We start from the raw sequence: 19,770 nt of genomic DNA on the forward strand, positions 1-19,770 counted from the left end.
TTCTTACTCCTCGCACCGCGAGGAGTAAGGGGGATTCAAGAGCTAAATGTATCACTATTATGAAAAGGTATTTATAGAAAAAAAATACAATTATTAATCAGTGAGATTATTTTCCTAAACATAAAAATAATAAATAAAGTTATAATTTAAAATTATATAAAATGCCATACAGTGTAAATCAGTGTGCTGTTTTAGGTTCTTTTACCGCAGATGCCAGCCATTCCACCATCGCAGGATGTCTCAACATACGATCAATCCAATCCTGACTCATAGCAGAAAATTTCAATCCATAAGTTTGGGCGCGGAAAGCCACAGGAGCATAAAACGCATCGACAGCCGTGAATTTATCTCCCGCCAGCCATTCACCACCAAATTTAGTTAGCCCTTCTGTCCAAAGAGCATCGACTCGCTCAATATCGTGCTGTAATTCGGGGGTTATTGCATCCAACTCCGTCCGAACAGCACAATTCATTGCGCAAACCTGACGCAATGCCGTAAAACCAGAGTGCATTTCCGCGGCAGCACTTCTTGCCCAAGCTCTGGCTATTTTATCTGCTGGCCAGACTTGAGCATGTTCCTCAGCAATATATTCTGCAATCGCCAATGAATCCCAAATCGTAATGTCTCCATCAACCAGACAAGGAACCAATCCCGTAGGTGAAAATGCTTTGAATTTATCATAGCTACTTTTATCACTTGCAAAAAAATTCAATTGCTCGCTAAAAGGGATATTAAGAGCCTTGAGTAAAATCCACGGACGCAGTGACCAAGAAGAATAATTTTTATTAGCTATCCACAATGTGTACATCGTTTTTCTCTCTGTAGTGATAAATAGTATTATGATAAATAATATTGTATAAACAGTATTGTGATAAATGATGTGACTGCATAAAAAATAGTAAGCTATCTCATAATAAGAAAAAAGAGATAGGCAATAAAATTGTTACTTTCATAATGAAATAGTTACTGATAAAGTTATTTGAAATGATTAACTAACTAACAAAAACAGATCTTAAAAATAAATATAAAATAATTAGAATTAAAAAATAAATTAAGATCACAAAAATAAACAACAAATAATAAGTTATAAGAAAATAACCAAAAGGAATATAATAACTTATTTCACCACTTTTATTTTACCTAAAACATCACCATTCCATTTTATTATTGATAAATTTTGACATTCTCAAACAAATTATTTGCTTGAGATTTATAAAAACAAAATTTAATTTTTATCTACTATAATATCCTGACTTTCTCATTAATATTTATGATACTTTAGGGTTGCCAGTACGCTTTATATCCGTTTTTCAAGTTGTTGACTACACCGTAACTTGAAATCGATTGGGTATAAGTGATCAAAAATAAGGAAACAGTATGCTGCTAAAAAATACTTCCACACGCTTTGGTCATATTTCTATTTTAATCCATTGGCTAGTAGCTCTTGCCGTTTATGGGATGTTTGCTCTTGGATTGTGGATGGTGACATTGAGTTATTATGATACTTGGTATCATCGTGCACCAGAGCTGCATAAAAGCATCGGTATATTAGTCTTTTTTGTCATGATTATTCGCCTTATGTGGCGGTTTATTTCTCCACCACCAAATCCATTGACAAGTTATGGCCAATTTACACGCATCAGTTCAAAATTGGCACACTTCGCACTGTACATCGTCCTGTTTGGCATCTTAGTTAGCGGATACCTGATTTCTACTGCAGATGGTGAATCCATCAGCATTTTTGGATGGTTCGATATTCCCGCAACCTTGACTGAGCAAGGAATTCAAGCGGATACAGCCGGCATTATCCATCTTTATTTTGCTTGGATTGCAGTTGTGCTCTCTCTGCTGCATGGCCTCGCAGCATTGAAACACCATTTTATCGACCGTGATATCACCCTAAAAAGAATGTTTGGTTTCAATCCCGATATAAAATAATTTCTGGAGAATTACTCTTATGTTTGAAAAAACCATATTTGACAAGACCATATTTGAAAAGGCAATGTTTAAAAAGAAATTACTTAAGAAGTCAATAATCGGCCTGACCACTGGTATTTTATTGATGGGTACTGGCTCAGCGATGGCTGCTAACTATAAATTTGACACGGCTGGTCAACACGCCTTTATTGAATTTCGTATCCAACATTTGGGTATGAGCTGGCTTTACGGTGGCTTTAAGAAATTTGACGGCAACTTCACGTTCGATGCACAAAACCCCGCTATAGATAAAGTCAGTGTCATTATTAAAACAAATAGTGTCGATACCAACCATGCTGAGCGTGACAAGCATCTACGCGGTACTGATTTTTTGAATACAACAAAATATCCAGAAGCTAAATTCTCTTCAACCAAAATCAAGAAAACAGGGGGAAATTACACTATTATCGGCGATCTAACGCTAAATGGTGTCACTAATCCTGTAACCTTAAACGCCAAATTAATGGGAGAAGGCAAAGATCCATGGGGCGGGTATCGTGCAGGCTTTGAAGCCAATGGAAAAATCAAATTGAAAGATTTTAATATTAAAAGTGATTTAGGGCCAAAATCTCAGGAAGTCGAGCTATTCATTTCTGTTGAAGGGATACGGGAAAAAGCCTGATCTTCCTCCAAATAACGTTTTAATATTAATTTAGGCGATTACTTTTTAGTAAAAAAACGCGGCAAAAAACCATGCCGCGTTTTATTTTCATGATCGTCCATCTTTATAGCTTTCTATCATCTCTACCTGTTGAATAACTAATTTGTTAACTGTTCTGCAATTCCAAATCTGCCAGATAGAAATGATATTACTTCCGTAATTAGGCAATCAATTCGTTAACGTGACGCGTTATTGATGCCAAAGCATTATGTGAATCATAATCTGCCTTAATGATCTGTGCTTGCTGGCGCCATGTCGGGGAAGATAATATCCTTGTCACTGCTTTATATAATTGCTGTTCACTCGGTGTATCAGTATGCAGGCTGATACCACAACGTGACCAGATAACACGAGCGACAGCTTCTAATTTACCATCTCCTGTTCCCGCGACCACCAAAGGTACACCATGACGAATGGCTGAATTCAGCGAACCATAGCCTCCATTGGTAATAAAAATTGATGCGCGAGGAAGCCAGTGTTCAAAATTGAGATACTCTACCACTCTGGCATTCTCTGGAATTTCCTCTTCCAAAGCATCGATAGAGCGGCCGCCTGTAATCGCCAATACCCGAACCGGCAACGTTGCCAACGCACGCAATGTCGGCAATATCAATTGGCCAAAATCAACATTAGCCAGTGTTCCCTGAGTCACCAAAACCAACGGCAGGCTTTCATCCGGCCAACTGATTTGCGTTTTATCATCTTTCACTTTCACTGGCAGAGATCCGATAAAATCCACCGTTTCAGGTAAATCATCACGTGAAAATTCAAATGATTGTGTTGCCAGTTGCAAGAAACGATCAACTCCGCTCATCAAAACATCGTTATGGTCCCCAACCAATGGTGGGCAATCCACTACAGCAAGAGACTGATTAAATGCTTCCCTGACTTGTTTGACTAATTTATGCGTCTCCTCATCCACTAGTTGCTCACGCGTTAAATCAGCAGGCAATAATTCAGTTGGAATTCTAGGTCCCCAGAATATGGTATCCCTTGATGACCACGATAACGGAGTAACTCCAATAGCAATAACAGGAATACGTTCATTAGCCGGTTTCTGCAATAGCGGCAACGCTGCATAAAAGGTATTGTCGATAATCAGGAGATCAGCTTGTCCCCCTTCGATCACTTGCATTAACTGCTTCGACAACACAGGAATAGGTGCAGCAAAAAACTGTCTTAATGCCAACGCCATCTGGGCATTTCCCGGTGGAAGCTCTGCCCGTTCAGGAAAATATTTTTCCAGACAACGATAATCAGCATCTACTTGCTTATCAAAAGGCGCAAAAGTGGCTCCCAATACTTCCGTTTGTTGTTGAAAAAGGGAGCCACTGAATATCGTGACTTCATGTCCCTGTTCTATCAAATGCTCTGCAATAGTAAACATTGGAAAAACGTGACCAGGGGTTGCAACAGCAGCCAAAACAATTCGAGACATCAATCAAAACTCCGTTAAAACAACTTCTACTCAATCAGAGCTGGAAACAGAAATAGTGTGAAAACTGTGATTTTCACACACAGGCGTGCCATGGATATGAACCCGCTGAATATGGCGAGGTGAACGGGAAATAAAAGCCTCACGCCCATGTAATAAAGTAAAGTTATCGCAAATCGCGATGTCACCAGACTGCCATTGATGAGCATAAAAATAACGCGGATCATACAACCGGTTATACAGTGTTTCCTCAAGTGTCTGTTGCTCTTCCTGTGATATTCCGTCTATCTTCAAAGAGTGGTGATCAGCATACTTCGTATCTTCTTTTCCCATCGGTTCATTGTAACGCATCACCCATTTTTTACCGTCGGGATGCAGACAAACCAACGGTGAAACAACTTCGCCACCATAGTGCGTCACTCTGCTTGTGCGATAAGTAATAGTGGTATTTTTCCATGTATTACGTTCATCATCACTAGCCTCAGTAATCAACTGTTCAGTGTTGACAAACGTAGTACGCCCTCCCTGAGCAGCTTCAGGCGCGGCAACACAATGAAATATCTGAAATTCAGGGATCGTCTCTCTGTACATTCCATCCCAGTGCAATGGCAAATTACCACTGTCCAGAACATGGTCAGACGGATCGGGCTGCTCCATGACATCCAATACCGTACCAAATGGCCACATCATGATTTCTCCCCAGCGGCTGGAGTATTCCGTCAATTTTTCTTTATCCGTAAAGCCGGAGCGAAAGCCACGCAATACAACCAGCAGGTGAGTACGAGCCAATTCACGCAAGGCATCAACTGACAGTGTGGTAATATCCTGATCAGGATGCTTGGGTGTAATAAATACTCCGAAAGGTTTCACTAACTCAATATGACAATCAAGTTCATATGTATTCATGATTTTTTCCCTCAAAAATGCGCTATACCACTTGGTTATTTTGCTTGTGCTGCCGTCGTCTGGAATTCTGTTTGCGAGTTTGCTTCAAACAGTTTTTCTTCTGATAATGTTTCAATCACGTAATGACTTGGAATACCCCGAATTTCGATTAGCTTTCCATTCATCTTTTTCACTTCATCACTTTTCATCAACACAAACTGACCATTAATATTGGCTGCCACACCGTGCCACGGCGTCAACCAATCATCTCTGGTCGGCATCATATGAATACCAATTTTGATACTGTCCACGGGTTGTGGATGAATAGAAAGACGGATCGCCAATGGGAACTGCTCCGCCAGCAAATTACCCCAAGCCCAGCTACGTTGGATAACCCCGACAGAGCGCTGGCGTGCATCCTTTTGTAACGCATTTTTCGAACCAGTGTATTCTGGCAATAAACTATCTTCATAAAGAAAACGAGTAATTGCCCGATATAACTGAACCCCTTCTTCGCTTTCTTTGAGTGTTTCTTTGATCTCCTCAACTGAAGATGCATAACGGTTGACCAATAATTCACGCAGTTGATCATAATCACTGGTATATTGAGTCAGTGATTCAACGTTACCAAGATTAAAAACTGAAAGATGAGTCGCGCCCAGTTCATGCAGCAGCTTTTCAATTTCTAATTGGTAGTGGGTAATTGTGTCATCATCAACATGAATAAGATCACTAAAAACATGCCCATCAGAACAAATAACAATATTTGCTCCAGGTGGATAATAAAGCTGAATACGCTGACAAAGGGAGTTTAGGAAAATCAGTGATAGCTTTTCTGCCATATCAGGCGTCTTACCCAATACTTTTCTAGGATTTGGTGATTTTGTCGGAAAGGCAGGTAAAATACATTCAATAGGCTTCCCTTGTTCCACAAACGCACGAATACGTGGCAGCTGAACCTCTGAAACCATTTTCTCTTCATATTGAAGTGAATGTTCAGACTCAGGAAAACGACGTCGGTATTGCAATAATTCATTTAGAATCTTGTTAGACAATTTGTCTATGTCAAAACGTTCCATAATTCATTCCTAATTTATTACATTTACATCGAAGCTAATTAATGCAATTGGCAATATGTGAATATTTTTTGTATATAAAAATCAGCCCACATGCTTTTGAATATAGATAAACAAAAACCTCTAAAAAAGTCATAGAAGAAAATTCATAATATACAACCAAACCAAAATATAAATATATTGAGGTTTCTTTATTTTATCTTATTTTGTTATACGTATTACATAACCATATAAATCCTGCACATAAATATATAACATTATAATTTCATAAAAAAATTAAATTTTTTAAAAAAATAATTCAATTTTTTTGATGATGTTAAAAAAGACAAATGAAATTCAGATCTTTTAGAAAGAATTATTTTTTATAAGCTATATTATTTAGATATCTAACATAATTTATTACAGGATGAAAAATAATGTATGACGAATTTACAAATAAACACGAAAAAAACATGACAACAACTTCATATACTCGGAATTAGCTCATTAAATTACAGTTCATTATTATCACATAGGAAATTAACTAGAAATTCGTTGAAAAAATAATGAAATAACTGTCAATTTTGCAATAAATAAGTCATGATCCAATAAAAATACTTATAAATAATCAAGACGGGCACATTGGAGCAGGCTATACCCAGCAGACATGATTAAATTTATTACTCATTGCCAGAGACCCGTTTGATAATCCACCAACTGATCAGCAAAGCAACCAGTCAATCTCTTGATAAAGTAGCAAAAGATACTGATTGCAATTACTGGATGGAATCAGAAGAGTCCCGTGATTATGGCATTGTTAGACAGATCATCAACCATTGGAATGAATTGCAGAGATCCTAATGAATCCTCTTCGAACTCATTTTTATTGGATTGCAATATTGTTTGACATTAATTTATTCAAGAGGATATTGCCGCTATCGCAGGTTCAATCAAACCCATAAGCTCATCTTTTGAGGCTCCATCACGTGCCTGAAATGAAATTGCCTGCATAATCCCAAGAAAATAGGCAGCCAATTTTCCAGCATCGGTCTGATTGGATAATTCGCCATCCTCTATACCTTTTTCTATCCGACGATAAATCAATGTTAATGTATTTTTACGCACAGTTTTAAGATGAGCATAAACATCCTCATTTTCTTGTGAATTGTTAACTATGCCCAGAATCAGCAAACATCCACCTACCCGGTTTGAGGTAGCAACATCAACAGAGCACTCTAACATTGCTCGTACTCCTTCCCTGACACTGCCAGCTTGATTAAGACTATCCATCACTTTAGCCCCGACAGTATTAATATAAAGTTCAACCGCCGCATAAAAGGCTTTTTTCTTACTACCGAACGCCGAATAAAAGCTCGGTGGATTGATATTCATCGCAGCCGTGAGATCAACAAGTTGTGTACCTTCATAACCCTTGGCCCAAAACAACTCCATTGCCTGTTGAAGTGCCATATCACGGTCAAAGCTCAAAGGGCGTCCTCGTTGTGCCATCATATATCCCCTCGTCATTTCTGTAGTGACTATAACATAAATACCTTGATCCATTTTCGCAAGTCAGATAATTTTGTAATCATCACTACAAAAATATTCAATAAAGGACGATAATATGGAAAATCCACGACCCAATATTGCTAATCATTGCCGCACTACGGCAAAACATAAATCTCTTCCCCTAGCTATCTATATACTGACAATCGGCATCTTTGCCATGGTAACCAGTGAATTTCAAGTAACGGGAATGGTGCCAATTATGGCATACGATCTGGGTGTATCCATTTCTCAAATTGGTTATCTTGTTTCTTTATATGCGCTAGCTATGGCGTTTGGAGGACCACTTCTAGCCATGGGATTATTAAAAACACCACCTAAAAGAGCATTAATTATCCTATATATGATTTTCATTATCGGTGAAGTCGTTGGAGCACTTGCAAATTCATATCTTATGCTGATGGCCGCAAGGATCACCACTGGAGCTGTTTCGGGAGCTTTCTTTGGCGTTACACTGGCAATCTGTGTGGAAATCGCAGAAGAAAAACATCGAGGATGGGCAATTTCAATTGTGCTTTCCGGCATTATGTTAGGAACGATCTTAGGATTACCCATGGCTAATTTGATAGGCACATATGTCGGTTGGCGAGAGAGTTTTTGGACAATCAGTATATTGGCAGCAATAGCGAGTATTATCAGTATATTTTACCTTCCCTCAATCCCAAAATTTGCCACCACTAGCTTACGGGCGGAATTGAGAGGATTAAAGAATCTAAAATTATGGTATGTTTTTTCCACCAGTCTGCTGATTATTGGTGCAACTTTTGCCGCATTTACTTATTTCATACCAATCTTAAAAGAAGTAACTGGCTATAACGATGGCATGATCGCAACTTTACTCATCCTTTATGGCGCTGCCACAATTATAGGCAATGCCGTGGTTGGTAAGCTAGCGGATCAGCATTCAACCATAATATTAGCTATTGGCTTGATTTCTCTTACCCTGTTTCTTCTGCTATTTGGCTTGTTTACAGATAAAAAGTTACTTGCAGCCTTATCTATAATCGGTATCGGATTAGTTGGAGTTACTATGAATCCAGCGATGGTAACTCGAGTTATGCGAGCAGCTAACGGTCGTCCACTGGTTAATACTATTCATTCCTCCGTGATTACTCTTGGTATTGTCATTGGCTCTTTCCTTGGTGGATTTTGTCTTAATTTAGGCTGGGGACTACAAGCACCATTATGGGTTGGGGTATTTATGGCTCTGACTGGCTTGATAACTTTGCTTCCAGATATTCTCACTTTATATAGAGAAAATAATACCGCTAATAAATAATGATGTTTATTCTCAAAACAGTTATTTATTTTTATTCCTAATGATACGATATAAAAAATCAGGCGGTATTATGCATATAATAATAATCGCCTGAGTTTTTATCGTTTATTAAGGTGTTTTAGATATTTTCTTTTTGTCTAATGTCCATACAAAATCCGGATCTACAACGGGTGAAAAACCAAGTTTCTCATAAAGCCACCCCGCTGTAGAAGTCACCAGCGTCACGTGTTGTACATAAAGAATAACCGGATGTTGCAAAATCAGTTATTAATCTTACAAAGCCAATTTATTTATCACAGTGAAATAATGCAAAATATATACTGTTTTCTATTGCAATTTTAACTCTTTCAAACTCTATACCGCGTGCCCAAAACAATTGCGTTAATTCACTATGTACGAAATGGATATCAATTTTTCTCTTATCCGTTGCAACCAAATATTTCCCTCTTTTCCATATTATATTTTTCTTTTAAAAATATTGAAGTGTGAATAAATTTACCATAAACAAGGGTAAAAAAAGCCATGCTATAACATGGCTTTTCAAAATAAAGGAAACATTAATTAACGGATAAATCATCTTTTTGTAATAGTGAACGATATATTAATCCACCAATAGCACCACCAATTAATGGGATCAACCAGAATACCCAAAGCTGCTCCAAAGCCCATGTTCCCTGAAAAATAGCAACCGCTGTACTTCTTGCCGGGTTAACCGATGTATTTGTTACTGGAATGCTAATTAAATGAATAAGTGTCAATGTTAAACCGATGACTAATGGCGCAAAACCTGTCGGTGCATTTCTATCTGTTGCACCAAGAATGACAATCAAGAAAAATGCAGTTAATACTAATTCAATAATAATTGCAGCTTGTAATGAAAAGCCGCCGGGAGAATGTTCCCCATAGCCATTAGATGCAAAACCACTTGACGTTGCATCAAAACCGCTTTTACCACTAGCGATAAGATAAAGTATCGCTGCTGCCGCAATTCCTCCGATTACTTGGGCAATGATGTAAGGAATAACATCTTTAGCAGAAATACGCCCGCCTGCAAACAGCCCCAATGTTACCGCCGGATTAAAATGCCCTCCTGAAATATGCCCCACAGCATAGGCCATCGTTACCACTGTTAAACCAAAAGCCAGAGATACCCCCAGAAAACCAATCCCCAGCTGTGGAAATGCCGCCGCTAAAACAGCGCTACCGCATCCACCAAACACCAACCAAAAAGTACCAAAGAACTCTGCCGATAATTTTCTAAACATTCTACGATTCCTCAATGATATTTGCATGAATGCAAAAGAATCCAAAAACAGTTTAGTTAGTATTTTTAAATATGGGCAAGGAATCATTGTCAGGAAATAAAGAAAGGGAAACTTCACCAATGTGAATTACAGTATATAAGTTAACTATAGATTGTTTTATTGTTAACTTAATAATAAGCAGCGAAGAAATATTTTTTTATTTTTTAGGATTCAATATAAAAAAGCATAAACTCGTTAATAGAACAACCTGAGTTTAATATGAAAAACTCAGGTTGTTGATTTACCTAATCAATAATTTATTTAATGACCGCTTTCTCTACCTCATCCGAGGCTTGCCAAATACGATATTTTACGGTCATTGTTTTTGGCATATATACCACAATAGGTAATTTGCTGTTGTAACGAATCAGAGCATCTTTACCTAATTGAACCTGAACAAAACGCATGGTTTCCTTTTGTCCTGGACATGCCATTTTTGTTGACGCGGGGCCGCTAACATTACTTAGCTCATAATAATCAAAACCCCATCCTTCCAGCGTTTTTGTCGTCAACTTACCGCCAAACCAGTGGTGATTACAATCCACTTTCATATCCTTGCCAATCATCAACTCAACCATGTAGTTGTTTTCATCTTCTTGTTGAGGTAGCTCAATTACACTACGAGCCATTTTCTCAGAAGCCGCAGGATAAGGAGCGATATCTTCAAGTTTTTTATCAGCAAAAACAGAAGTCGATACCATCAACGCCACTAAAGGAAATAGATATTTTTTCATATATCACCTCTGAATATATTTAAAAAGGAGATTGAATAATAACAATAAAAAGATTTGGGTAAATTATGTTTTTTAGCAACACACTGATTTTTATCGGCATTAGATAAGACTAAATCGACTCACTCAAAATAAACAGTAAATTTTATTAATAAGAAACCGGATAAACAGGTATTACCAGTTCTTTTTTATGTGATATCTCTCAAATCTGATATTACAATGAGCTGCTACACTTGTTAGTGTGTAGTAGTAAATTTCGTCTAGGAGGTCTCATGTTTCCAGAATATCGTGATTTAGTATCCAACCTGAAAGAATCTCACCCCCGTTTCCAATCCCTGTTTGAAAAACATAACCGACTTAACCACGAGATAATCCAACTTGAAGGCCCAAATGGAACAGGTTACAGCGATAAAGTTGTACGTCTGAAAAAAGAAAAACTACACATCAAAGATGAAATGCAAAGAATTTTGCAGGAAGAATCTCAGAATCACAAATAACCCCATCAGATGCTTTTAACGCCTACTTTGTTGATAAGTGGGCGTCGTCAAGGTTCTCGATCAGAGAACCTAATTGAACTCAACACCAACAAAAAGCCACCATAACGGTGGCAAAAACTGGAACAATGGTTTTTTGTTATTTATTGTACAGCAACCGCCTTCTGGCGAGGTTGTCTCTTGGCTTTTGCCTTTGGATGTGGTGTGACATTCTGGACTTCACCTGGTTTGGAAATGAAGCGCACAAAGGTTTCATGACTGACGAACGTTGCTCCACAATTGATGTTCTGACATTGGTTATAGCGCTCCTTTGTCTGGCTTGAATGCTCAAAGCTACTACGAGTATGCGCTGACTGAGCACACAGAGGACACTTAATCATATTGTTCACCTTTCTTGAAATAACATCATCTCGTCTGGTGAACAATATATCAAAGATCTCACATTGAGATCAAGAATTTATTTTGGTATTTCAGTTTTGATCTCAACATCATCAATTTTGATTTCGAGATCCAATGATGTTGTAAAACCACTGTCATTGAGATTGTGAGTTACCTTCACCAGTGTCCAATGAATTCCATCAATCTCCGGCTTAAAATCCTTTAGCTGGATGGGTGTTTCAGGATAGACATCTGCACGCCCTTTCGCCAATGTGATAGAGAACTGCGCTGCCCCCCGCTGCACTTTTTCCCAAACAGCTTTGGCCGCACGCTCTGCATTTTCCTTATTAGAATAAATGCGGGAAAGCGTCAGAACATTCTCCTGAGTGCCGGTCAAATAACTTGCGGATTCTTGCTGTGCCGTTGTTGTTTTATTTTTGTCTTTTTGATAAGCATTCTTACCTAATGATTTACTCTCGCTGCTTCTATATTCGACGATAATTTCAACTTTTCCGCTCTTTGACTCTACCCGTTTTAATTTAACCGTCTGTTTAGTGGCTATGCGAGTATCCTGCCACTGAGCAACGACGCTGGTATAGGCTTCACGATCAGACAAAGAAAAACGGTGATTATCCCCAGATTGGCGAATAATCAGCACAGGCGGAATATCCTGACCACTCGCCGTTTTATTCTGTCCTTGTCGAACAAACAACAACTCACCATTTTTGACGGAAGCAATTGCCCCTTCTTGTTTTGCTATACGAGTCAGGAAACTCACGTCAGATTCGTTAGTCTGATCGATGTGCATGGAGATGCCTTTTAATTCCTCACTGATTTTAAATTTCAGTTGGTTTCTCGTGGCAATCGTACTCACAATGTTTTCTAACGTCTGTTTATGATAAGAGAATTCGCGTTTCACATTCAGATCACCACGAAAATCCGTACTGCGGGCACGAATAGTCAGCCGATCTGGTGCACCAACATGTTCAATTTCATCAACAACAAATTTTCCCTTCGAAGTTAAGGGGTGGTCATCCCACCCCAGTTCCAATGTAAGAATATCGCCTCGACGAGGCAAACTCAGCATGCCATCAGCATCATCCAACTCAATATCGAGCTGGTCAGATTCCAAGCCACGATTATCCGTCAACGTTAACGATATTAAACGTGATTGAATCTTCCCACTGATATCTTTATTGTTGATTTCCAGACGAAAAGCGGGCTTACTGGTTTTTCCGGTAACCAAATCAAATTGGGGAACCCAATCCGTGTTAGGTATCCATTTTTCAAAATCGATCATGAGAATACCCCCTTAACTTTATCAACAACATCCTTGAAACCAGAAAACTGATCCTGCAAGTCTCCCAACATTTCAAACAAATTATTGTCAACGCGCCGCAAAGTCAGCATAAAACTGATTTTTCTGGCGGCACCACCTGACATAAATTCCATTTTTGTCTCATCAATGCTTTCGATAACGAACATGCCGTAAATCGCACCATTTCCATCAATAAAAGACCACGCCTTGCCACTATCTGCCATTAATTTCAATGCAGTCAGTGAAAGAGAACCACCTGTCAACTCAGGATAAAGTTCCCCCGATAGCGTGATCGTATCGTTATCTGAACCGATAAACTGCCATGCAGGCCGCGCTCCCACGCGGCTATTGAAGGTATGACGCCAACTTTGTTTATATTGAAAACGTTGGTATGGAGTTGTTTTCAACATAAAAACAAATAAACCAAGTGCAGCCATCATGAGAAATCTTCTCCTCTATCAGAAAGTGAGCTACGCATACGGGCTTGCTGCATACGTTCCCGTTGTTCCAGTTCCTGTCTAACCATACGGGCGATATCCTGCGTGGATTGTCCCTGAGAGCCATAGACATAGATGTTATATTGCGGTACTACGCCACTATATTGCTGTGGCTGACTCCGCTCCCTCTTCGCCTGAACGGCCTCATAAATATGAGCAGGTAAACTTTGTGCGTGTAATGGTGCATCCTGAGCCACAGCAGGCAGCGACATTGAGCTGACAGCAAACCCCAGAACAGCGAGTTTCGCGGTATTTTTCCGGCTGGTAACATTGGCTGGGCCATTCATTATTTCAGGGCCATATTCACCCACAATGCCCCATTCTCCAACGGAGAGCGGACCACCTTTATCACGAGCAGGAAGATTAGCTGTCTGTATAATATGGGTACCATTACTACTTGTTATTTCCTGCACTACTTTAACTTTTTGGGTTATTTCCTCATTATCTGATTTCCAAAATTTAAACAGATCAGTTATCTTAGAAAACTTACCTTTCAATGATTCCCATTTTTCAACAACGCTTTTCTTAAGTAACTCCCACTTTTCAAGTAAGGAAGATTTAATACTTACCCAATATTTCGTAGCGCTAAGTTTCACTGATCCCCAAGCACTACTGATTATGTTTTTTATATTTTCCCATACCTGAAAAACACTTTGTTTAATACCTTCCCATTTCTCAGAAAGATAGGTTTGAATATTACTCCAGGCATCTAATGCATACTGTTTTACCGGTTCCCAGATATTACTTAGCTTAGCCTTAATACCTTCCCAAACAATAGAAATATACTGACTTATCGCATTCCATTTTTGAGACAAGTAAGATTTGATATTATCCCAAACACTAAACGTCTTTTGTTTTACCTGCTCCCAGACGTTACCAATTTTACCTTTAATTCCTTCCCATGCACGATCAACAAGATCTTTTATCCCTTGCCAAGCGTTAGAGAATGTGTTTTTTATCTTTTTCCAAAGAACAAGAAGTTTTTCTTTCAAAGTATCCCAGTTCTTCCAAATATAAATAGCAGCAATAGCAATTGCTGTTATTACAGACAGAATAGGTATTCTCAAGAATAAGCGCCCGATAGTTAGAAGGACTTCTTCCACTATTCGTAAAAGCCACATAAAGACAGAACCAAGACCTTTTAAAACAGTCTTAATTCCTTTAAATATCTTCTTGAGTGCATCCCATATTCTTTTTAGATCAAGTGAATCATCGTCTCCACCAAAACTTAGATTCAGTTCGAATTTCTTGTTTGATATATTTTTTTGTATCACGTTTTGAGTAGCGTAAATAATATTACCCGCTTGAGAGACTGCCTCTGACTGTATTATTTTGGGGGTGCTATCCCGAGCAAACAAGTATTGCTTGATAGATTGATAATAGGTTTTAAAATCAGAACGCATACGCGCAGTTTCCTGCGCATATCTGACTATAGGTTTTAAGTGCTCAATGGTCTTATTAAGCTTTTTAAACTGGTTATGGATTTTATCTACTGTATCCGACAGCTTTTTCTGATGCCGTTGAAAAGATTTAAAGGAATTGGTCAATTTGCTAACGGTACTCAGTACCTTATCTAGCTGCGACTGTATATTACTCATTTTCTGCACCACTTCTTAAAATGGCCCGATGTCGCCAGTCCAATAGTTCCGGAAGTGACATTTTATCTGTGTCTGCCGGAGTCCAGTGAAAAACGGTGGCGATATCTGCCACCAATTCATCAACGGTTAATCGTTCTGGGAATCGGACTTGACCGACTTCGGTAACAAAAAATTGACCACCTCCACACTGAGATTAATCAGATCACCAGGTGACATCATTATCAGGTCATTTTTGGTCAATGCAGGGGTGGTAACACGCGGCAGGACAAGCAGCATAGAATCCACATCCATTTCCAGCAGTGCCTGTAAACGTGCACCGCGCAGCGCGCCACTGTTAGGTTTGCGTACCATCACTTCCGTGATTTCGCCGTTGCCTCGCGCCAGTGGTGCTTCCAATTCAATGATGCGCAGATCGTCATTTTGAGTATTCAGTGTTTCTGTCATGGTTCAACCTTGTTTATCTGATTAGAGACCTGTCTCAACAGGCACGATTAATAAACTGATGAGACAGGAAATAAGTTTTAAAAAAGTTAATTGCTAAAAGAAGCGATTAAAAAAGACCGATAGCGCGGCGATGCTGCTCCAGACGATCTTCCCCACCTACTTTTTCAACCATGTTGATGGTGTCGATTTCAATCAGTTCTTCACCATTCCATGTCAGTTTGAAATAAGTATTTTTGGCAGTGATTTTGGTCTGGGTGTTATCCCCCTGTTTATAAGTGCCGTGATCGAACTCTTGGAAACGACCACGCATCACAACTTCGACTGCAACCACTTCACCGTTATTTTCACTCTCAAAAGAGCCAGCAAAGCGCAGCATGACACCATCGGCTTTCGCGATGCCCCACTGTTTGTACAGTTGAGCTTCAACGCCGCCCAGAGTGAATTCAGCATCCAGTGCGCCTTCATCCAGACCTAAATCCACCATTGCGCTGCCATTCATACCAGCACCGCGATAGGCTTCCAGCTTGCGGCTTAACTTAGGAAGAGTCAGTTCTTCCACGATCCCCTGATAGTTGTTGCCATCATTGAACAAGTTCAGGTATTTAAGTTTGCGAGGTAATGCCATCAGTTAGCCCCTTATTTATTGATACTTTTCGCGAAATCCATCAGGTAACTATCTGTAATGCGCTGGCGTAACATCATGTTTTCCAGTGGCGGTACAGGTGTATAGTCGTAATCGATGGTCAGTTTGCCCGCTTTCAGGGTGTCTTTATCGTTGGCTTTATCGTCGTACCAGCAACGGCCATCAATGATGTAGCCACCGGCTTTCAATTCGCGGAACTTAGCATTGATGCCTTCGATAATGTCGCGCACCAGTGATGGAGTCAGCGGCTTATCGATAGCCCACATGTGAGATTCAGCCATGGTGTCAGCCAGAACCTGGGCGGTACGCGTGTAGCTTTCAAACTGGAACAGTGGATCATCAGCACAAGTGCGGGAACCCCAGAAACGGAAGCCGTTTTTGCGGATCAGCGTAGTGATGCCGCTTTTGTTCAGCAGATCAGCGTCAGTTGCGGTATCTTGCAGATCCCAGAAAACATCAGCAGACAGACCAGTCACACCGTTGACACCAACGTTGGACAGCGTTTTGTGCCAGCCAGTTTCCTGATCGATCTTGGCACGCAATCCCAGAGCACGAGCGGTCGCATAAGCGATAGCTTCGCTATTGGTGACGGTATCCCAGCTCAAGAAATCTGGCCAAATCAGCATCAGCTCACGCTGATTGAAGTTGTCGCGGTACTTGATGACTTCAGAGATATTTTTGCTGCCATAAGCGCTGACATAAGCCATGGCTTTCAGCTTCTGAGCAACGCTGGCCAGTTCAACAGCAACAGCTTTTGAATCCAGACCCGGAACACCCAAAATACGAGGCTTAACACCGAGCTGGCTTTGCGCCGCCAACAGTGCCTGCATACCGGTTTTCTTACCTGCATCAGTGACACCACCGATGATGTTAGAAATGGTTACTTCTTCAGACTCGCCCTCAGCAACACGGACAACCACAGTGACAGGCTGAGCCTGAGCAGCGATTGCTTTCAGTGATGCGGACAAAGTCCCTTTTTTCCCAGCCTTACCACTGGCGCTCATAACGTCAGTAAGCAGAACTGGGGTGTTTAATGGAAATGTTTTTTCGTCTGCGTCAGGTGCAGTACAAACCATACCTACGATAGCGGTGCTAACTGTAGTGATGGTGCGCGTACCTTCGTTGATTTCCTGTACACGGACGCCGTGATGATAGTCTTGTGCCATATTAGCGGTTCTCCTGTTAAGGTGTGCTGATATATTGGCGGATTGGACGGGGGAAATCATTCGATTGGGGATGTGTGGGAGAAGGTACAAAACATGTCTTATATTTTTATTAAAAATCAATTGATTAATGTGATATTTAATTGATTTTTGGTTTGATTTGGGGTGATTGGATGGTTTGGTTGGAGCAAACCCTTAATCGGTTAAATAATACACTCTATTTGGTTATTTATTAAACTCATATTGGTTCAAAATTTATTCTTTTTAGTATTATTCGGTGTAATTTTAACTTTTGGCTATTTTTTGACAGGCTAAAGTGGCTTGTTTTTGTCATTGAGTTTTAGTTTTCGGGGTATAAGGAGTTGGATCTTTGCTTGGATCGTTAGGATCTAAGGATTGTGAAAAACCTCGGTTTGGCAGAAACCGTGGTTCAGGCACAAAACGCTGTACCCAATAGTAGAAAAATTAATGGGGAATCACTAACAGGGGATGTGAATTTAAATGCGGAAGACGTAGGAACATATGGACGTTCGGAGATTGACAATTTATTCGGGCTAAAGGATTTAGCCAAACTTGAAGAAAATGGATGGTGGGAGTGCGGTGATACAGGCCTAATAATCCAATGGGGATCTCACCGCTTTAGCGCATTAGTTGAAAACGTAGTCAATTTACCAAGAGAATTTAAACACGCTTGTTTAAGTATTCAGATGATAGATGCCGGAGGCGGAGTTCTGCCAATGGCTACATATCCCAATGGCACCTTGAACAGTTTTAAAGCTTGGGTTGCTGGGAAATGTTTTGATTTTAAGGGCAATGAAATAAGTCTTACTACTTCTAGTTTTATTATTGGACAATATCTTGCAATTGGTTATTAAGTGGTTCAATGAGCAAGTGCAAGTAAAGCCAATAAATGGTAATCAAGGTTACTCAGTTAGAGTAAAACCATGAATAAATCGCCCTAATCAAACTTAGTCTTTGTTTAAGCCCTCCCTTGAGGGCTTTTCCCAGCATCTGACCATAATTCCCCCAATACACCCAACTACTCACTAATCTCCCCTATTGGCTATTTATTGACGGCTGAAAGCACCTGTTTGCTGCGTCATATCATCGCATGGGGCTGTGTTTTGTCGGGATATTGCTGTGGTGATGAGTTACAAAAAACCCTGGTTTAACGGAAGGATCAACTTTACCGGTTGGAGTCCCTATTCCTTGGCCGTCAAAAATTCCACCGGAAGGCTGGTTTCAATGCAACGGTGACCTATTTGACAAAGAAAAATACCCAAAACTGGCCCTTGCCTATCCATCTGGCAGACTACCTGATTTGAGAGGGGAGTTTATTCGTGGATGGAGTGATAGAAGAGATGTTGATGTTGGGCGAACTCTTCTTTCATCACAAAATGATGAACTTAAGGCGCATACATGGGGGGCAACGGGATTTGACAGTACAAGTGGGTCGTACCCTGTTGGTGCGGATGTAGGTGGTTCTGTGACCAATGCGAGGACTATCTCAACTAATTCTTCCGGGGGCATCGAAACTCGCCCACGTAACATTGCATTTAACTACATTGTGAGGGCTGTATAGTGACTAAAGCAGAATTGAATAGCGAATTCATCGCAATGGTGGCCGGTAATGTCACAGTGTTCAATTACAATGGTGAATCGCGTGAATATCTTTCTTCCTCATGTGGGGTTCTTACCTGTCGGTGTTGGCATTCCTGCACACTCTTGTGTTGATAAGCCAGGTGAAAACAAGGAGGATTATGCGATTTGCCGCTCGAAGGAACTGTTAATCTGGGAGTAAGTTACTGATCACCTAGGTGAAACGGTGTATGACATTGAAACGGGTGAAACTTGGGTGATTACAGCTCTCAGCGATTATCCATTAGGCACAACCCCAAATGCACCCGCTACACAATTCGATAAATGGGATAGTAAGCGGTGGGTGACAGATCATCAGGCATTAAAAGCGGACCATATCAGGCGGGCGGAACAGCAAAAATCATCACTGCAACAACAGGCAGGCATTGCCATTGCCCCGCTACAGGATGCTGTTGACCTCGACATAGTGACCGACGAAGAGAAAGCTGCACTCCTTGCGTGAAAGAAATACCGTGTCCTGCTCAACCGGGTTGATTGCTCGACCGCCCCCGATATCGCATGGCCTGAACAGCCGGAGTGATTACAGGGGCCTAGTGCCCCTGATGGCGAGCCGTGCGATATTCCCGAAGGCTGTCGCTTAGATGTCCGTGTCCAGATGCCGGCAGATTCGGTGTAGAATGTGAGGCAGTGGGCGAGTAATTTAGGGCTGTGATGGGTAAAAACCCTCAGGGTGAGGGCTTATA

23 protein-coding genes and 3 pseudogenes are annotated in these 19,770 nt (G+C 40.3%); 11 read left to right on the forward strand and 15 right to left on the reverse strand.

Going from position 1 to position 19,770, the window contains the following annotated elements; genetic code table 11:
• Positions 1 to 178: 178 nt before the first annotated feature.
• Positions 179 to 808: a glutathione S-transferase family protein gene (locus Xvie_RS16070; RefSeq protein WP_086110198.1), complete on the reverse strand. Its 630-nt coding sequence runs from the start codon at positions 806 to 808 to the stop codon at positions 179 to 181.
• A 569-nt stretch (positions 809 to 1,377) separates the two neighbouring features.
• Here Xvie_RS16070 and Xvie_RS16075 point away from each other — a divergent pair.
• Positions 1,378 to 1,938, forward strand: a complete 561-nt coding sequence (locus tag Xvie_RS16075; protein WP_086110199.1) for a cytochrome b — start codon at positions 1,378 to 1,380, stop codon at positions 1,936 to 1,938.
• Between the two features lie 64 nt (positions 1,939 to 2,002).
• Positions 2,003 to 2,599: a YceI family protein gene (locus Xvie_RS16080; RefSeq protein WP_086110264.1), complete on the forward strand. Its 597-nt coding sequence runs from the start codon at positions 2,003 to 2,005 to the stop codon at positions 2,597 to 2,599.
• A gap of 199 nt (positions 2,600 to 2,798) precedes the next feature.
• Here the strand turns inward: Xvie_RS16080 and Xvie_RS16085 are convergent, their stop codons facing one another.
• From Xvie_RS16085 to pvcA, 3 genes are read right to left on the reverse strand one after another with little or no spacing between them, the layout of a single operon-like run.
• Entirely contained in the window at positions 2,799 to 4,076 is a 1,278-nt protein-coding gene (locus tag Xvie_RS16085; RefSeq protein ID WP_086110200.1) for a rhabduscin glycosyltransferase, read from the reverse strand.
• Between the two features lie 30 nt (positions 4,077 to 4,106).
• Entirely contained in the window at positions 4,107 to 4,979 is an 873-nt protein-coding gene (pvcB, locus tag Xvie_RS16090) for a tyrosine isonitrile desaturase/decarboxylase (protein WP_086110201.1), read from the reverse strand.
• 35 nt (positions 4,980 to 5,014) lie between these two features.
• The gene (gene pvcA / locus Xvie_RS16095) at positions 5,015 to 6,037 is read right to left on the reverse strand and encodes an L-tyrosine isonitrile synthase (RefSeq protein ID WP_086110202.1); all 1,023 of its coding nucleotides are present in this window, start codon (positions 6,035 to 6,037) and stop codon (positions 5,015 to 5,017) included.
• A gap of 678 nt (positions 6,038 to 6,715) precedes the next feature.
• Between pvcA and Xvie_RS25855 the strand changes: the two genes are divergently transcribed.
• Positions 6,716 to 6,874 carry an ATP-dependent Clp protease proteolytic subunit gene (locus Xvie_RS25855; RefSeq protein WP_167376290.1) on the forward strand — a complete coding sequence of 53 codons (159 nt, stop codon included), beginning with the start codon at positions 6,716 to 6,718 and terminating at the stop codon, positions 6,872 to 6,874.
• Positions 6,875 to 6,931: 57 nt separating this feature from the next.
• On the opposite strand, the gene Xvie_RS16105 is transcribed toward Xvie_RS25855, so the two are convergent.
• A complete protein-coding gene (locus tag Xvie_RS16105) occupies positions 6,932 to 7,525 on the reverse strand; it encodes a TetR/AcrR family transcriptional regulator (protein ID WP_244175688.1) in 594 nt (197 codons plus the stop codon).
• 112 nt (positions 7,526 to 7,637) lie between these two features.
• On the opposite strand from Xvie_RS16105, the gene Xvie_RS16110 reads away from it, so the two are divergent.
• On the forward strand, positions 7,638 to 8,858 hold the full coding sequence (locus Xvie_RS16110; RefSeq protein ID WP_086110205.1) for an MFS transporter: 1,221 nt from the start codon (positions 7,638 to 7,640) through the stop codon (positions 8,856 to 8,858).
• Positions 8,859 to 9,415: 557 nt separating this feature from the next.
• Here the strand turns inward: Xvie_RS16110 and aqpZ are convergent.
• Complete coding sequence (gene aqpZ, locus Xvie_RS16115; protein WP_086110206.1) at positions 9,416 to 10,123, reverse strand: aquaporin Z; 708 nt, start codon at positions 10,121 to 10,123, stop codon at positions 9,416 to 9,418.
• Positions 10,124 to 10,419: 296 nt separating this feature from the next.
• Entirely contained in the window at positions 10,420 to 10,896 is a 477-nt protein-coding gene (eco, locus tag Xvie_RS16120; protein ID WP_086110207.1) for a serine protease inhibitor ecotin, read from the reverse strand.
• A 269-nt stretch (positions 10,897 to 11,165) separates the two neighbouring features.
• Between eco and Xvie_RS16125 the strand changes: the two genes are divergently transcribed.
• Positions 11,166 to 11,390 (forward strand): HP1242/YdcH family protein, encoded by a 225-nt coding sequence (locus Xvie_RS16125; protein ID WP_086110208.1) that lies wholly within the window; start codon positions 11,166 to 11,168, stop codon positions 11,388 to 11,390.
• A 140-nt stretch (positions 11,391 to 11,530) separates the two neighbouring features.
• Here Xvie_RS16125 and Xvie_RS16130 read toward each other — a convergent pair whose 3' ends face one another.
• The 8 genes from Xvie_RS16130 to Xvie_RS16165 all read right to left on the reverse strand — a co-directional run bounded on the left by Xvie_RS16130 (position 11,531) and on the right by Xvie_RS16165 (position 17,431).
• Entirely contained in the window at positions 11,531 to 11,767 is a 237-nt protein-coding gene (locus Xvie_RS16130) for an ogr/Delta-like zinc finger family protein (RefSeq protein WP_086110209.1), read from the reverse strand.
• A gap of 77 nt (positions 11,768 to 11,844) precedes the next feature.
• Positions 11,845 to 13,065, reverse strand: coding sequence for a phage late control D family protein (locus Xvie_RS16135; protein WP_086110210.1), 1,221 nt, complete (start codon positions 13,063 to 13,065; stop codon positions 11,845 to 11,847).
• Positions 13,062 to 13,523: a phage tail protein gene (locus tag Xvie_RS16140; RefSeq protein WP_086110211.1), complete on the reverse strand. Its 462-nt coding sequence runs from the start codon at positions 13,521 to 13,523 to the stop codon at positions 13,062 to 13,064. The genes Xvie_RS16135 and Xvie_RS16140 overlap by 4 nt, the downstream gene beginning before the upstream one ends.
• A complete protein-coding gene (locus Xvie_RS16145; RefSeq protein WP_086110212.1) occupies positions 13,520 to 15,178 on the reverse strand; it encodes a phage tail protein in 1,659 nt (552 codons plus the stop codon). The genes Xvie_RS16140 and Xvie_RS16145 overlap by 4 nt, the downstream gene beginning before the upstream one ends.
• Positions 15,171 to 15,290, reverse strand: coding sequence for a GpE family phage tail protein (locus Xvie_RS16150; RefSeq protein ID WP_208612602.1), 120 nt, complete (start codon positions 15,288 to 15,290; stop codon positions 15,171 to 15,173). The genes Xvie_RS16145 and Xvie_RS16150 overlap by 8 nt, the downstream gene beginning before the upstream one ends.
• A 14-nt stretch (positions 15,291 to 15,304) precedes the next feature.
• Positions 15,305 to 15,622, reverse strand: coding sequence for a phage tail assembly protein (locus Xvie_RS16155; protein WP_086110214.1), 318 nt, complete (start codon positions 15,620 to 15,622; stop codon positions 15,305 to 15,307).
• 106 nt (positions 15,623 to 15,728) lie between these two features.
• Complete coding sequence (locus Xvie_RS16160) at positions 15,729 to 16,247, reverse strand: phage major tail tube protein (protein WP_086110215.1); 519 nt, start codon at positions 16,245 to 16,247, stop codon at positions 15,729 to 15,731.
• An 11-nt stretch (positions 16,248 to 16,258) separates the two neighbouring features.
• On the reverse strand, positions 16,259 to 17,431 hold the full coding sequence (locus Xvie_RS16165) for a phage tail sheath protein (protein WP_086110216.1): 1,173 nt from the start codon (positions 17,429 to 17,431) through the stop codon (positions 16,259 to 16,261).
• A 395-nt stretch (positions 17,432 to 17,826) separates the two neighbouring features.
• On the opposite strand from Xvie_RS16165, the gene Xvie_RS23310 reads away from it, so the two are divergent.
• The 6 genes and pseudogenes from Xvie_RS23310 to Xvie_RS26695 all read left to right on the forward strand — a co-directional run.
• Entirely contained in the window at positions 17,827 to 18,303 is a 477-nt protein-coding gene (locus Xvie_RS23310) for a gp53-like domain-containing protein (protein WP_086110217.1), read from the forward strand.
• A 329-nt stretch (positions 18,304 to 18,632) separates the two neighbouring features.
• A pseudogene (locus Xvie_RS25860) lies at positions 18,633 to 18,755 on the forward strand (phage tail protein); the annotation flags it as partial.
• A 13-nt stretch (positions 18,756 to 18,768) separates the two neighbouring features.
• Positions 18,769 to 18,906 (forward strand): hypothetical protein, encoded by a 138-nt coding sequence (locus Xvie_RS23320; protein ID WP_244175689.1) that lies wholly within the window; start codon positions 18,769 to 18,771, stop codon positions 18,904 to 18,906.
• Positions 18,907 to 19,058: 152 nt separating this feature from the next.
• A complete protein-coding gene (locus Xvie_RS21675; protein WP_167376291.1) occupies positions 19,059 to 19,229 on the forward strand; it encodes a hypothetical protein in 171 nt (56 codons plus the stop codon).
• Between the two features lie 54 nt (positions 19,230 to 19,283).
• A pseudogene (locus Xvie_RS16180) lies at positions 19,284 to 19,607 on the forward strand (tail fiber assembly protein).
• A 24-nt stretch (positions 19,608 to 19,631) separates the two neighbouring features.
• A pseudogene (locus tag Xvie_RS26695) lies at positions 19,632 to 19,703 on the forward strand (hypothetical protein); the annotation flags it as partial.
• Positions 19,704 to 19,770: the final 67 nt, after the last annotated feature.

The sequence above is a fragment of the Xenorhabdus vietnamensis genome, from assembly GCF_002127535.1.
GTDB lineage: Bacteria > Pseudomonadota > Gammaproteobacteria > Enterobacterales > Enterobacteriaceae > Xenorhabdus > Xenorhabdus vietnamensis.